Raw genomic sequence first — 14,903 nt, 5'->3', positions numbered from 1 at the left:
GAGGGGCCGGGAAAGGGGGCCTCCGCTGCCCGCGTGGCCCGCCTGCTGCGGCAATGGATAGGCAGCGGCCGCCTGGCCGGCGACAGCCGGCTGCCGGCCAGCCGCGATCTGGCGCGCAGCCTGGGTCTGGGGCGCAATACGGTGCTGGATGCCTACGAACAACTGCAGGCGGAAGGTTATATCGCCACCCGCGCCGGCAGCGGCAGCTATGTCACCCGGCTGTTTGCCCCCGCCGCAGAAGCCCCCGGCCCGGCACGCGGCCAACCTTTGGGGCTGTCGCCGCGCGGTCAGGCGCTGTATGCCAGCAGCGGCCTGCCGGTGGGTCTGTTCGGCGCCTTCGCCCCCGGCGTGCCGGAAATCCGCCAGTTTCCGCACCATGCCTGGCAGCAACTGCTGTCGCGGCAACAACGCCGCGCCAGCGCACCAGAGCTGGGCTACCGCGCCGACGGCGGCCTGCCGGCACTGCGCGAGGCGCTGGCCGACTATTTGCAGCTGTCGCGCGGCGTGCGTTGCCGGCCGGAACAGATCATCGTCACCCAGGGCGCGCAGCAGGCGCTGGAGTTGGCCGCACGATTGCTGGCCGATGCCGGCGAGGTGGCATGGGTGGAAGAGCCGGGCTATGCCGGCGCCCACGCCGCCATGCGCGGTGCCGGACTGGCGCTGGTGCCGGCGCCGGTGGATGACGAAGGGTTGAACCCGGCACTGGTCACCGACCCGCGCCCGCCCAAGCTGATCTACACCACGCCGTCGCACCAGTACCCCAGCGGCGTGGTAATGAGCCTGCCGCGCCGGCTGGCGCTGCTGGAGTGCGCGCAGCGCCACGGCGCCTGGATTATCGAGGACGACTACGACAGCGAATTCCGTTACGTCAGCCAGCCGCAACCCGCGCTACAGGGACTGGCGCAGGACGAACGGGTGATCTACGTCGGCACCATGTCCAAGGTGATGTATCCGGGACTGCGCGTCGGCTACCTGGTGGTGCCGGAGGCGCTGATCGACCCGTTTCGCGGCTGCAATGCGCGGCTGTCCCGCGAGGGTCCATTGCCGGTACAGGCGGCGCTGGCCGATTTCTTCGCCAGCGGCCTGTTCGCCCGCCACGTGCGGCGCATGCGCGAGCTGTACCGCCAGCGCCAGCAGTGCCTGCGTAGCGCGCTGGCTGCCAGCGGCGCCGAGCATCTGGCACTGTCGCCGGGTGAGGCCGGACTGCACCTGGTCGCCACGCTGCCGGCCGGCAGCAACGAGCTGGCGCTGTCCGCGGCCGCCGCGCAGCAACAGGTGTGGCTGCGGCCGCTGGGCCGCCACTATCTGTCCACGCCACAGCAGGCCGGCTTCGTGCTGGGCTATGCCGGCGTCGACGAAGCGGCGATCCGCCGTGGCGTGGCGGTGCTGGCGCAGGTGTTGAACCCCTCACCATGAGCACACGACGATGAAGCACGATCCGGAACACAAACCCGCGCTGCTGGTCAGCGCCTGCCTGCTGGGGCAACCGGTACGCTACGACGGCGCCAGCAAGGGCCTGCCGGCCACGCTGCGCGACACGTTGGCCGCACACTTCCGGCTGCTGGTGATCTGCCCGGAAGTCGCCGGCGGTCTGCCCACCCCGCGGCCGCCGGCCGAACTGTCCGGCGGCGACGGCCACGCCGTGCTACAACAGGAAGCCAGCGTGCGCACAGCCAGCGGCGCGGATGTCAGCGCCGCCTTTGTCGCCGGCGCGCAGCAGGCCTTGCAACTGGCACAACAACAGCACTGCCGGCTGGCACTGCTGAAAGCCAACAGCCCGTCCTGCGGCAACCGCCAGGTATACAGCGGCCGCTTCGACGGCCAGTTGCTGGCCGGCCAGGGCGTGACCGCCGCCTTGCTGAGCGCGCACGGCATCACGGTCTACAACGAAACGCAGCTGGCGCAATTGCTGCCGCTGCCGGACTGACCCCGCCGCTTGCGGCCAACCGGAGTACGCCCATGTCCCTGCTCTACCACCTGCGTCTGCTGGCCGATTACAACCAGTGGATGAACGACAAGCTGTATACCGCCGCCGCCACCCTGCCGCCCGGCGAGCTGGGCGCCGAGCGCGGCGCCTTTTTCGGCTCGCTGCAAGGCACGCTCAACCACCTGCTGGTGACCGACACCATCTGGCTGAAACGCTTCGCCGCCCATCCGGCCGGCTTTGCCGCGCTGGCGCCGCTGGCCGGCGACGTCAACCCGCAGCAGCTGGACCAGCCGCTGGATGCCGACCTCGCCGCCATGCACGCCCGCCGCACGGCGCTGGATGCGGTGATCGTGGCGCTGCTGGACGAGATGATGGAAGACGATCTGGACATGCTGCTGGCGTACCGCAACATGAAAGGCGTGCCGTCGCAGCGCGCCTTCGGCAGCGTGCTGCTGCACTTTTTCAACCACCAGACCCACCACCGCGGCCAGGCCACCACGCTGCTGAGCCAGGCCGGCGTCGATGTCGGTGTCACCGACCTGCTGCTGCGGATACCGGACCAGCTGGCGGACTGATCACACCGCCAGCAGCGTGCGGTCGCGGCGGCTGCGCACCTCGCCGAGAAAGCTGTCCAGCAGCGGCGTGCAGTCCAGCAGGTGCGCCGCGCCCGGCGGGTGGAATTCCGGGTGCCACTGCAGGCCGCAGACAAAGCGCTCGTCATCGAGGCGGATAGCCTCGACCAGGCCATCGCCGGCCGAGCGCGCCTCCACCAGCAGCCCGCGCCCGAGCTGCTTGATGGCCTGATGGTGAATGGACACCACGCCGCGCGCCTGCTGCTGGCCCAGCACGCGCTGCAGCAGGCCGCCGTCGCTGAACTGCACATCGTGGGCATGCTGGTCGTAATTGCTGTGCAGGTGATGCTGCGAGCCGAGCTGGGAAGGGATGTCCTGGTACAGCGAGCCGCCCAGCGCCACATTGATCAGCTGGCAGCCGCGGCAGATGCCCAGCACCGGCTTGCCGGCCTCCAGGAAGGCGCGGAACAGCGACATCTCGTAGCTGTCGCGCACCGCATCGCCACGCCAGTCGTCGTGCAGCGCTTCCTCGCCGTAACTGCGCGGGTCGACATCCACCCCGCCCTGCAGCACCAGGCCGTCGAGGTAACGGGCGTAATCGGTGAGCCGGATATTGCTGCGGGTAATCTCGCCGTCTTCCAGCACGCTGGGCACCATCAGCACCATCACGCTGCGCGACATCACCCAGTGCGCCACCGATTGCTCCAGGTACTGCAGCGTCTTGGAGCGCAGTCCGTCGGCACCGGGTTCCGGGTGGTAGATACGGGCGGACAAACCGATCTTCAGCGGCGAATTGGGCATGGCGTCAGCTCCTGGCAGGCGGACAACCCATGGCGCACTCAGGCCACGGGCTTACTGTTAAAGGCTAGGCGATGGCGGCACGCTCGGCCAGTCAGCCCCACAGGCGCGCGGCCAGGCCACTGTGCCGTGGCGGCGCGAATTCCACCCCGGCCAGCAGCACCGCCAGATTGCCCGCCAGCACAAACTGCTGCCGCGCGCGGGTAATGGCGGTATACACCAGCGAGCGGGTCAGCATGGCGCCGGCGGCGGCCGGCAGCGCCAGCCATACACAGCCGAACTCCGACCCCTGCGACTTGTGCACCGTCATCGCGTACACGGTGTCGTGCTCCGGCAGCCGTGCCGGCGCCACCTCGCGCCAGTCGCCGTCCGGGGTCGGAAACATCACCCGCAGCCTATCGCCCTGCTGCACGGTGATGCCGATATCGCCGTTGAACAGGCCGATGCTGTAATCGTTGCGCGTCACCATCACCGGCCGCCCCGGGTACCAGTCGCTGCCCGGCGGCTTGCGCCCCAGCCGCTCCAGCTCGCTTTCGATGGCGGCATTGATGCCGGCGACGGCATGACGCTCTGCGGCCAACAGCATGAATTCGCCAAAGGCGGCAAACAGCTCGGCCGGCGCCGCGCCGGCGGCCAGCGCCTGCCAGTAGCGCTCGCGCTGCGCCAGCAGGCCGGCGCCATCCGGCAGCGTGCTGACCTGGGCGACATCGGCCAGGCTGTCATCCGCCAGCAACGCGCGCACCGCCGGCAAGTCGGCGGCATTCACCGCCCGCGCCAGCCGGCCGATACCGGAGTGCTCGCCAAAGCGGTGGCTCTTGCCCAGCACCACCACGCTGTCGGCCAGCAGCGCGTCATCGTCCACCACGCCCGGCAAATCGAAACCCTGCGCCGCCAGCGTGGCGGCGGTCTCGCGGCGCCAGGCCTGGCGGCTGCAGATATCGCCCAGCACCGCGCCGGCATCCACCGACGCCAGCTGGTCCTTGTCGCCCAGCAAGATCAGCCGCGCATGCGCCGGCAGCGCCGCCAGCGTCTGCGCCATCAGCGTCAGGTCCACCATCGAGGCCTCGTCCACCACCAGCACGTCCAGCGGCAAAGGGTTGGCCGCATGCTGCCGCGGCCGCGCGCTGCCCGGCAGCAGCCCGATCAGCCGGTGCAGGGTCTGCGCCTTGTCCGGCAGCTGCGCGCGAACCTCATCCGCCAGCGCCAGCTTGTCGCGGGCGGCACGCACCGATTCGGTCAGCCGCGCCGCCGCCTTGCCGGTCGGCGCCGCCATCGCCATCACCAGCGGCCGCGGCGACAGCGAGGCCAGCGCCGCCAGCAAGCGCACCACGGTGGTGGTCTTGCCGGTGCCGGGACCGCCGGAAATGGTCAGGAAGCGCCGCTGCATCGCCAGCCGTGCGGCCAACCGTTGCCAGTCCGGCGCCGTGGCCGCGCCGAACAGCGCGTCCAGCAGCGCCTCGATCTGCGCCGCGCTGGCCGGCAGCGGCTGCGGGTCGCGTGCCAGCGTGGCCAGCGCCTCTGCCAGCCGGGTTTCGTCCTGCCACTGGCGGGCAAAGTACAGCCGGCCGGCGTCATCGACGATCAGCGGCGTGTAGTCACCGCTGCGCCCGGCCAGCGGCGTCTGCCGCAGCAGCGCGAAATCCTCGGCGGACAGCCCGCCCAGGCACACGTGGCCGGCGGCCTGGGCGTTGACCAGCCGCTGCAATAGCGGCTGCAACGCCGGGCCGTGCTGCGGATCGAGGCGGGCAAACAGCCCCGCCAGCTGGGCGGGGAGAAAACTTTCGGTGGTGGTGTTCATGCCGGGTGCGGTGTCGGTGGCGGGTTCAGCAGGATTGTAGCGGCAGATCACGGCCACGGCGCCGTGTGGCGCCGCAAGTTGGCCGCAGCCTCAGCCCTTGTCGCCGAGGCGTGCTTCCAGCGCCTCGCACAGCGTGGTCAGCACCTTGATGCGGGCGTAGTACTTGTTGTTGGCCGGCACCAGTGTCCACGGCACCGCGCTGGTGCCGGTGCGGTCGATCATGTCGCACACCGCCAGCTTGTAGTCGTCCCACTTGTCGCGGTTGCGCCAGTCTTCCTCGGTGATCTTGAAGCGCTTGAAGCCGGTTTCCTCGCGCGCCTTGAAGCGCTTGAGCTGTTCTTCGGCGCTGATGGCCAGCCAGAACTTGACCACGATGGCGCCGTTCTCGTGCAGCTGGTGCTCGAAGTCGTTGATCTCGTAGTAGGCGCGCATCCAGTCCTGGGTGGCGGCAAAGCCCTCCACCCGCTCCACCAGCACGCGGCCATACCAGGAGCGGTCGAAAATGCTGACCTTGCCCTTGCCCGGCACCCGCCGCCAGAAGCGCCACAGCCACGGCTGCGCGCGTTCTTCGTCGGAGGGGGCGGCAATCGGCACCACGCGGTAGCGCCGCGCATCCAGCGCCTGGGTGATGCGGCGGATGGCGCCGCCCTTGCCGGCGGCATCGTTGCCTTCGAACACCAGCACCAGCGAATGCTCGTTAAAGCGCGGGTGGCGGGTGAGCTTGTTCAGCCGCCCCTGCAATGCTTCCAGCTGCGTCAGGTAATCGTTCTTGGACAGCGTCTGGTCCAGCACCAGCGATTCCAGCAGCAGCTTGTTGTCGACCGACGGCGTGATCGGCGCCACGTCGGAGCGCGCCTGCCAGCTGTGATCCATGCTGATGCGCTGCTTCAGCGCCGACAGCAGCGCGCGGCCAACGGTCAGGCTGCGGTAGTTGGCGTCCTCGCCATTGAGCACGATCCACGGCGAGTTGGCGGTATTGCTCAGCCGCATGATGTGCTCTGCCGCCTTCTTGATCTTGTCGTACTGCTCCAGGTGCTGCCAGTCCGCCTCGCTGACCCGCCAGGCGGTAGCCGGGTCTTTCTCCAGCGCCTTGAAGCGCTTTTTCTGCGCCTCGCGCGTCAGGTGCAGCCAGAACTTGAGCACCAGCACGCCATCGTTGGCCAGCATGCGCTCCAGGCGCAGTATCTCGAACAGCTTGCGGTCCAGCGCGTCACGGCTGCCGCCTTCCACGCGCTGGAACATGGCGTCGGAGTAGTAGCTGCCGAAGAACATGCCGATGCGGCCCTTCTGCGGCAGCTCGCGCCAGTAGCGCCACATCCACGGCCGTTCGCGGGCGTCGTCATTGGGCTTGTCGAAGGCGGCGGTGTGGATCAGCCGCGGGTCCAGCCACTCGTTGATCTGGTTCAGTGTCTCGCCCCGGCCGGCGCCGTCCATGCCGTGAATCAGGATCAGCACCGGGCAGTCGGCGCGCTGCATCAGCTCGTACTGGGCATCCAGCAGCGCCTCGCGCAGCGTGGCCTCCTCGGCCTTGTAGGTACTCTTGTCGATGGCATGGCTGATTTCGGCGGATTCGAACATGACAGGCTTCCGGTAAAAGGTTGGCCGCGGCACGGCGGCGCGCAATCACAATATTGTAGAACGGGAGCGATTGTGGCGGCAGAACGGCAGGCGGGTGTTGATGCCGGGCAAGCGCAGCAGGCAAGCGCGCTGTCCGGCAGCAGCATGGGGCACCGCTGGCAGCAGCGGCACCGGGGGCTTAACGCGGATGCTTGAGATACTGGTGGATGGCGGCGATTTCTTCCTTGCTCGGCGCATTGCCGTTATCGCCCTTGAAGCTGCCGTTCTGCCAGTGCGGCATCATCAGCTTGAGCTTGCGGCCGTTGTCATCGACCCCGCTCAGCACCGCGCGCTCGAACAGCTTGAGCGACCAGCGGCTGGCATCGCCGGCCAGCCGCGGCGCGACGCCGTGCTTGCCCTCGCCGTGCTCGCCGTGGCACGCCGCACAGTTGGTCTGGAACAACTCCTTGCCCTTGCTGTTGTCCCCGGCGCTGGCCAGCGCGCTGTAACAGCACAATCCGAGCATAACGATCACCAGTTTCATCTTTTGTTGTCTCCTGCGTGGTGAATGGTTCTGCCCACTATAGTCAACAACGCGCGCCACGTTGCCGCCCCTGCCCGCCGGCCGATGCTACCGGCCACTATCCCCGGCCAGAAATCCATTGCCATTCAGCAACATAGCCATCCCGGACAGGACCGGCCGGCCGGTCGCGGTGGCCTATACTGGAACAGCAGCGGCAGTCGCCGGCACGGCACGCCGTGTCTGGCGCCGGCAGCGACACAAACCGGGCTTGTCCTTTCGCGCGCAGCTGCCCCATGCGGCCAAGCCAAGGAGACAACCATGAACAAATCCGGCCACCACGACCCGCAGCAACCGTCCACCGACCCGCCACCGGAACACGACCAGCACTCGGCCAGCTATGACCGCTTCGTCGCCATGTCGCGCGAGCTGTTCGAGAAGGGCCAGGAACGCAGCAGCGAAGCCTGGGAAAAATCGATGGAGCTGGCCCGCGAGCAGCTGGCCAGGGCAGGCGAATTCAGCAGCGAGCAAGGCGAGCAGTTCAAGCACTACCTGCGCCGCGATATGGAACAGACGCTGCGCGACTTCCAGCAACTGGGCGAAAGCACCATGGAGCATCTGCACCCCGCCCGTCTGGGCGCCGGCATGCTGTCATCGCTGGCCAAGCTGTTTCACGTCACCGGCAGCGCCATGAGCTCGCTATCGGAAAAGGCAGAAGAAATGCTGGAATACCGCACCGGCGAGATCACCACCGCCGGCACCCTGACCTGCAAAAACTGCGGCCAGAAAGTCCACCTGACGTCCACCAGCATGATCCCGCCCTGCCCGTCCTGCCACGGCACCCATTACCGCAAGGGCTATTGAAGCGCAGCGTTGGCCGCCAGCGCCCGTGCTGCGGCCAACAGTGTCTTCAACCCGCTACGCCTGCACCGTAAACAAGCCATCCAGCGCATCCAGCAGCACATCCGACGGTGAATCGCACCACACACCATTGCCCGTACCGTCCACCCCGCGCAGGTAGAGGTAGCGCACGCCGCCCAGCCGCAGCTGCGGCGCGCGTTGCGCCAGGTAGCGGCGCAACGCCACGCTGTAGATCAGGTATTGCAGGTAGTAGTGCTCGCGGGCGATGGAGGCGGCCAGTGCATCGTGCCCGTACGCCGCGTAGCCATCGCCTAGGTGGTTGGACTTGTAATCCACCAGCCACAGTGCATCGTCGGCAATGAAGGCCAGGTCGATGAAGCCTTTCAGGTAGCCCTGCACCCGCTCGAAGCTGAGCGTGGCGGCGGCGGCGCGCAGCGGCTCGGCCAGACCGCCCGCCGGGTCGGTCAGGATGCGCTTGAGCGCCGGCAGGCTGAGGCCGTCGGCCGGCAGGGTGAACTCCATCTCCACCCGCCGCCTGGCCGGGGTGATGTCGGCCAGCCGCACCCCGGGGGCGATCTCGGCATGGATGCTGCTTGCCAGCATCGCCAGTGCCGCGTCCTGCCACAGCGGGTCGAAGCCGTGCTTGTTCAGCGCCTCGGCCACCGCTTGCGGCCAACCTTGCGGCTGGGTGAAATCGACGCGCTCGAACATGTCGTGCAGGCAGGTACCGGCCCGGGCGCCGCGCGGAAAGCTGAAGCGGTCGCGGGCAAAGTCGGCATCCGGCTCCTGCAGCGGGCCGTGGTCGTGATCCGGCGCCTCGCTCCGCGCCGGTGATGGCGTGCTGCCGTGCAGGTGGCTGGTCAGATGGGTAAAACTGCTGACCCGCCACGGCGTGTACAGCGGCCGGCTGACCTGCGCCAGCTGCGGCTGGAAACCGTCGTCCTGCCGCCCCGGCAGCGCGTTAAGCCCCAGCGCCACCGGCCGCGTCACCACCGCGCCGGCAAGGCCGTACGCGAAGCGCTGCAGATCGCTGCCGATGATGCCATCGGACAATTCGCAGCCTTCCAGTTCGGCCAGGTTGGCCGCATCGCGGCCATGCAGCAGCCACGACAGCGCCGCGGTCTGCATCTTCTGCACATGGCCCCACACCACGTACTGGCGGTGCTCGGCGCGGGTCAGCGCCACATACAGCAGGCGCAGTTTCTCGGCCAGGATTTCGGCGCGTGCCGTCGCTTTGGCCTCGTCGCTCACCAGTGCCTGCGGCGCCAGCCACGAGGCGTCGCCATCACGGTAGCGCCAGAAGGTAGTGTCGCTGCGCTCCAGCGCGCCGTCCCACAGGAAGGGGCAGAACACCAGCGGGTACTGCAAGCCTTTCGAGGTATGGATGGTGACAATCTTCACCAGCTCGGCATCGCTTTCCAGCCGCAGCAGCGCCTCCTCGCCGGCCGGCGGGCTGGCGACCTCGCCCTCGAACCACGCCAGCAGCGGCGCGATGCCGGCCACGCGCTCGCTTTGCTGCTGCAACAGCTCGGCCAGATGGCCGAGGTTGGTCAGCCGCCGCTCGCCGTCCGGCAGCGGCAGCAGCCGTGCCGCTACCTGCTCGCGCGCCATGAAGCCGCGCCAGGCAGACATGAAGCCGCGCTGCTGCCATTGCTTGTGATCCTGCAGATTGGCCGCAAGGCGTGCCTCCCAGCGGGCCTCGTCCTCGGTCTCCTGCTGCAACGCGGCGGCATCCAGCCCCAGCAGCGTGGTGGCACACAGTACCTTGAGGCGCCCTTCCGATGCCGGCTCGGCCCAGGCGCGCAGCAGCGCCAGCAGTTCGCCGGCCTCGGCGCTGGCGAACACGCTTTCCTGCGTCAGCGCCACCGCCTGCACGCCGCGGGCGGCCAGCGCCTCGCGCACTGCGTCGCCCTGCCGGTGGGTGGCGACCAATACCGCGATGTCGCCGCCGGCCAGCTGTCGTGCGCGGCCAGCCTTCTCCAGCCGCGCCTTGCCGGCACGCGCCAGCGTCAGCAGCCGCGCGATCTCGTGCGCGGTGGCCTCGGCGGCATACGGCGTGGCCTCGCCCTTGCTCACGCCCTTGGCGTTGCTGCTGGCGGGGAAGGTCAGCACATTGAAGGCGGCGTCGTCATCCTCCACCTGTAGCGTGCTGCCGCCGGCCGGCGCCGCTGCCACCGGGTGGTAGCCGATGCCGGCCAGCAGAAACGGTTGCGGCCGCGCGAACAGCCGGTTCACCGCGTCCACCAGCGGCGGCTGCGAGCGGCGGTTGGTGTCCAGCGTGTACTGCTTGCCGGCCGGCGCATCGTCGCGCGCGCTGAGGTAGGCAAAAATGTCGGCGCCGCGAAAGCTGTAGATCGCCTGCTTGGGGTCGCCAACCATGAACACCGGCCGCTGCTGCTGCACGAAGGCGCGGCGGAAGATGCGGTACTGCAGCGGGTCGGTATCCTGGAATTCGTCGATCAGCGCGATGGAAAAATCGGCGGCGATGCGTGCGGCCAACCTGTCGCCGTGTTCGGCATCGTCCAGCGCCGCCGCCAGATCGGTGAGCAGGTCGTCAAAACCGCGGCTGCGGCTGACGCGGCGCTGCGCCACCGCATGGCGGTCTATCCACTGGATCAGCTGCAGCTTGAGGCCGGCGATATTGCGCGCCAGCGCGGCGGCGTAGTTGTCCCACGCCGCCAGCCAGACATCCATCCGCGCAAACAGCGGGTGCTGCGGCGCGGCCAGCCCGGACTTGGCGGCCTCCTTGGTCAACGCCTTGTCGAGCGCCGCCTGTCCCAGTTTGGCCAGATCCCTGGCCTGCGCCGACGACAGCAGCGGCAGGCTGGCATCGGCGGCCAGCAATTGCAGCAGCCGCACATAGCGCTCGCACTGCGCCGGCTTGTAACTGCTCTGGCTCAAGCCGCGGGCAGCCAGCAGCAGCGCGCAGCCATCGGCCAGCGCTGCGCTATCTGCCTGCAGCGGCGCCCAGGCCGCGGCGGCGGCAGCGCGCAACGCCAGCAGCTCGGCGCTGTCCAGTTGCGGCATGCGCAGATAGGGCTTGGACAGATAGGCGCGCACCTCGGCCAGCCAGCCTTCCGGCGTATCGCCGTTCTCGGCCAGTACCTGCGCCAGCTGCGGCTGCGCCACGATGTGCTGGCGCCAGAAATCGTCCGCCAGCTGTTGCAGGTCGGCCTGGTTATCGGCCTCCAGCGTGGCGGTAAAAGTCTGGCCGCTGTCGAACGCCGCATCGGTCAGCACCCGCTGGCAGAAGCCGTGGATGGTGTAGATGGCGGCGGCGTCGAAACCGTTGATGGCGGCACGCAGCCGCTCGCGCGTCAGCGCCAGATCGCCGGCGGCCAACCGGTCGGCCAGCGCGCGCAGAAAGCCGTCATCGCTGTGGCCGCCATCCAGCACCTGCGCCAGCTCCACCAGCCGCCGCCGCAGCCGTTCGCGCAGCTCGGCGGTGGCGGCCTTGGTGTAGGTGACCACCAACAGCTTATCCAGCGACGGCGGCGGCGCGCCGTCCGGGCCATCTTCCAGCAGCAAGCGGGTATACAGCGCGGCGATGGTCCAGGTCTTGCCGGTACCGGCCGAGGCTTCGATCAGGTTCACGCCCGATAGCGGGCAATTGAGGGCGTCGAGGGGGTGCATATCAGTCTTTACGGCTATCGAGGGCGGCGACCAGCGGTCGCAGCAAAGTTTCTGCCAGCTGCGCGAACAGCGGGTCGGACAGCGGGTCCTGATGGCGGAACACCAGCAGGTTGGCCGCTTCCTCGCGTTGCGGGCTGCGGCCGTGGCCGGTGAATTCCGGCGCCCATTCGTTCTGTGCCGCGCTCAGCTCGCTGCCGGACTCGGCCCTGGCATAGGCCAGCGAGGTGCGGGCGAAGAACGGCAGCGGCAGTTGCCGGCCCTGCAGGTAGCGCGCCACCCAGGCGGCCAGCAACTCGGCCGCCGGCAGCGGCTGGCCATCCTTGTCGCAGGGGCCGAAGCGGTGCACGCCGTCATCGGCGAACAGCTGACTCTCCGGCGCGATGTGCGGCAGCCCCGCCGCCAGCCGCAGCAGGTGCTCCAGCCACAGCCGGATGTATTCGTTGGCGTAGGCCTTGCGCGGCACCACCCGCAGCAGGCCTTCCGGGCGCAGGCCGGCCAGCTCGCCCACCAGTGTCACGCCGCCGATATCCAGCCGCAGCGGTTGCGGTGGCAGCACGTCGGCCAGCAGGCTCTGCGGCAGGCGGCTGGCAAAGCGGGCACTGGCGGCGCGTTCCTGGGTGAGGCAAGCCTCGCCCAGCGCTGCATCCGGCAACAGGCCCTGGCCCTGCAGCCGCGCTTCGGCGATGCGCAGCGGCTTGCCGGCCAGCATGCTGTGTACCAGGGTGTCGCGGATCTGGCTGCGGCTGTCGCGGTCGATGGCAAACGGTTCGCGGCCGGGCAATTCGTCGGCCAGCCGTTCCAGCTTCAGCCCCAGGCCGTCGGCCAGCCAGGCGCGCACCGGGTTCTGCCAGAAACGCAGGAAGTCGGCGAGCGGCAGCAGCAGCGGCTCCGGCCGTGCCAACGGCCTGGCAAACGGCTGCGGCGTGGCCGGCGGCTGCGCCAGTGCGGCCGCCCACAGCGGCTCGTGGCTGGCCAGGCTGCCGTCGTAGTAGCGGCGCGAGAACGGCTGCAGCGGGTGACGGGTGGTGATGGCGGCGCTGATGTCGCCGCCGCTCATCGCCGCCAGCGTATCCAGCAGCTCGGCCACCAAGGGCGATGGCGGCAATGGTTCGTCGCTGCGCACGCTGCGGCCAACCCAGCTCAGGTACAGCGTGTCGCGGGCGGAGAGGATGGCTTCCAGGAACAGGTAGCGGTCGTCGAAGCGGCGCGAGCGGTCGCCCTTTTTCGGGTGCCGTGCCACCAGGTCGAAGCTGACCGGGCGCTCGTCGCGCGGGTAGGCGCCGTCGTTCATGCCCACCAGGCACAGCACGCGGAACGGGATGGAGCGCATCGGCACCATGGCGCAGAAGGTCAGCCCGCCGGTAAGAAAGCCGCCGCTGGACGACATTTCCAGCTGCCGCAGCACCGCGTCGCGCACCACCGGCAGCGGCACAGTGCCGTCGAAACCGGCCAGCGCGGCGTCGGCGGCCAACTCGTCGGCGATCTGGTGCAATAGCTGCAGCGCCGCCTCGCCGTCTTCATCCACCAGGAACAATTGCGCGGCGGCGGTACGCAGCCGCTCGGCCCAGTCGGCGATGGACGCCGGCTGCGCCCACAGTCGCGCCAATGCATCCAGCTGCTCAAACAGCGCGGCGAGGCTGGCGAGCTTGCTCGCCATCTGGCCCTGGGCGGCGCTGTCCGGCAGCAGGCCACCGAACAGCGGCATGCCATCGCCGGCCAGGCTGGCCGGCAGCACGCTGCCCAGCAGCAGGCGATCCAGCCCCCAGCGCCAGGTATGGGTGGCTTCGGCCGGCAGCCCCAGCTCGGCCTTGTGCCCGGCATCGCGCCCCCAGCGGATGCCGGCATTGCGCACCCAGTCGGTGAGCAGGGTGACGTCTTCATCCTGCAGGCCGAAGCGCGCCAGCAGCGGCTGGCAATCCAAGAGTGCCAGCACATCCGCTGCGACAAAGCGCGAGTCCGCCAGCTCCAGCACGGCGCCGAAGGTGGCCAGCAGCGGTACCTCGCGTGCGATGCGGCGGTCGGCAATGCTGTAGGGAATCGACGGCGCATCGGCGCGGTAGCCGAACACCGCGTCGATGTACGGCGCGTAGCTGTTGATGTCCGGCGTCAGCACCGCGATGTCGGCCGGGGTCAGCGTGGCGTCGGCGGCCAGCAGCCCCAGCAGCTGGTCCTTGAGCACTTCCAGTTCGCGCATCGGGCTGTGCGCGATGTGGCAGACGATGGAGCGGTCGTCCGCGGCCAGCGGCTGCGCGTTGGCCGCCGGCTGGCTGAGCGTCAGGATGTCGCGCTGTAGCCGCGGCAGCAGCGCATCGCCCTGCGGCGCCATGAAGTAGGAGGTCGGCTCGTCGATTCCGGCGGCGATCTCGTCGAAGAAGTCGCGCCCCTGCTGGCCGAGCGAGGCCAATAGCGGATGGCCGCTGTCGGCCTGCTCGCCGTGGGCGAACAGCTTGAGTTGGCCGCGGGCATCGACGATGTCGCCCCAGTAGGCTTCGCTGGGGCCCAGCAGGAACACGTTGACCTCGGTGAGCTCGGCCATGCGCTTGAGCAGCGCCAGGTACATCGGCGCCAGGGTGGCGATGCCGAACACCGACACCCGCTGCGGCAGGTGCTCGCGGCGCAGCGCGGCAAAGAAGTCGTCCAGCATCGCCACACGGTGGCGACCCGGCACACTGTCGGCCAGCCGCTGCCACAGCGCAGCCTGCCAGGCTTCATCTTCGCCAAGGTTCAGCCGCTGCCCGGCCTGCCAGGCGCGAATCCATTCCGGGCGGAACACCAGGTACTGGTCATAGATGTCGGCAATCTTGCCGGCCAGCTCGTGACAGGCCAGCGCGCCGCCCTGCAGGTAGCGCGTCAGCGGGGTGAACGGCTCGCCATCCAGTGTCGGCAGCACGGCCATCAGCCGCCAGGTCAGTACCTCCGGCGCGAAGGCGGACTTTGGCGGCAGCTCCGGCAGCACGGTTTTCATCAGCCGCCAGCCAAAGCCGGCCGGCAGCACGAACTCCATGTTGGCCGCCAGCCCGCGCGCGCGCGCCAGCTGCAGCGTGAGCCAGCGTCCCATGCCGCGGCTTTGCACCATCACCACTTCCGGCGCGAACGGATCGGCCAGCGGCGTGTCTGTCAGGTGGTGGTAGAGGATGCCCAGGGCTTCCAGGCGGTTGGATTGGTACAGGTTAAGCGGCATGGCGCGATGATGGCGTAGTCATCAGACAGGCCAGTTTAGCATTCCGCCGCCGGGCT

Annotated in this window: 10 protein-coding genes; 4 read left to right on the top strand and 6 right to left on the bottom strand. The window is 69.1% G+C overall.

Annotated features, from left to right (window positions below; all coding sequences use genetic code 11):
• The 3 genes from pdxR to HU218_RS10350 all read left to right on the top strand — a co-directional run.
• On the top strand, window positions 1–1,416 hold a 1,416-nt coding region (pdxR, locus tag HU218_RS10360), incomplete at its 5' end, for a MocR-like pyridoxine biosynthesis transcription factor PdxR (RefSeq protein ID WP_174874874.1).
• Window positions 1,417–1,426: 10 nt separating this feature from the next.
• Entirely contained in the window at window positions 1,427–1,927 is a 501-nt protein-coding gene (locus tag HU218_RS10355) for a 2-thiouracil desulfurase family protein (protein WP_174874873.1), read from the top strand.
• A 32-nt stretch (window positions 1,928–1,959) separates the two neighbouring features.
• Window positions 1,960–2,502, top strand: coding sequence for a DinB family protein (locus HU218_RS10350; protein ID WP_174874872.1), 543 nt, complete (start codon window positions 1,960–1,962; stop codon window positions 2,500–2,502).
• Here HU218_RS10350 and HU218_RS10345 read toward each other — a convergent pair whose 3' ends face one another.
• The 4 genes from HU218_RS10345 to HU218_RS10330 all read right to left on the bottom strand — a co-directional run bounded on the left by HU218_RS10345 (window position 2,503) and on the right by HU218_RS10330 (window position 7,196).
• Window positions 2,503–3,300: a gamma-glutamyl-gamma-aminobutyrate hydrolase family protein gene (locus HU218_RS10345; RefSeq protein WP_174874871.1), complete on the bottom strand. Its 798-nt coding sequence runs from the start codon at window positions 3,298–3,300 to the stop codon at window positions 2,503–2,505.
• Window positions 3,301–3,391: 91 nt separating this feature from the next.
• Complete coding sequence (gene recD / locus HU218_RS10340) at window positions 3,392–5,095, bottom strand: exodeoxyribonuclease V subunit alpha (protein ID WP_174874870.1); 1,704 nt, start codon at window positions 5,093–5,095, stop codon at window positions 3,392–3,394.
• 90 nt (window positions 5,096–5,185) lie between these two features.
• Window positions 5,186–6,673, bottom strand: a complete 1,488-nt coding sequence (gene pap / locus HU218_RS10335) for a polyphosphate:AMP phosphotransferase (protein ID WP_174874869.1) — start codon at window positions 6,671–6,673, stop codon at window positions 5,186–5,188.
• 178 nt (window positions 6,674–6,851) lie between these two features.
• Window positions 6,852–7,196: a c-type cytochrome gene (locus HU218_RS10330; RefSeq protein WP_174874868.1), complete on the bottom strand. Its 345-nt coding sequence runs from the start codon at window positions 7,194–7,196 to the stop codon at window positions 6,852–6,854.
• 297 nt (window positions 7,197–7,493) lie between these two features.
• On the opposite strand from HU218_RS10330, the gene HU218_RS10325 reads away from it, so the two are divergent.
• Window positions 7,494–8,036: a zinc ribbon-containing protein gene (locus tag HU218_RS10325; protein WP_174874867.1), complete on the top strand. Its 543-nt coding sequence runs from the start codon at window positions 7,494–7,496 to the stop codon at window positions 8,034–8,036.
• A gap of 54 nt (window positions 8,037–8,090) precedes the next feature.
• On the opposite strand, the gene recB is transcribed toward HU218_RS10325, so the two are convergent.
• On the bottom strand, window positions 8,091–11,666 hold the full coding sequence (gene recB, locus HU218_RS10320) for an exodeoxyribonuclease V subunit beta (protein ID WP_174874866.1): 3,576 nt from the start codon (window positions 11,664–11,666) through the stop codon (window positions 8,091–8,093).
• 1 nt (window position 11,667) lies between these two features.
• The gene (gene recC, locus HU218_RS10315; protein WP_174874865.1) at window positions 11,668–14,847 is read right to left on the bottom strand and encodes an exodeoxyribonuclease V subunit gamma; all 3,180 of its coding nucleotides are present in this window, start codon (window positions 14,845–14,847) and stop codon (window positions 11,668–11,670) included.
• Between the last annotated feature and the right edge of the window lie 56 nt (window positions 14,848–14,903).

This window comes from Vogesella oryzae, from assembly GCF_902829295.1.
GTDB lineage: Bacteria > Pseudomonadota > Gammaproteobacteria > Burkholderiales > Chromobacteriaceae > Vogesella > Vogesella oryzae.
This window is presented reverse-complemented; position numbering and strand designations above follow the sequence as displayed.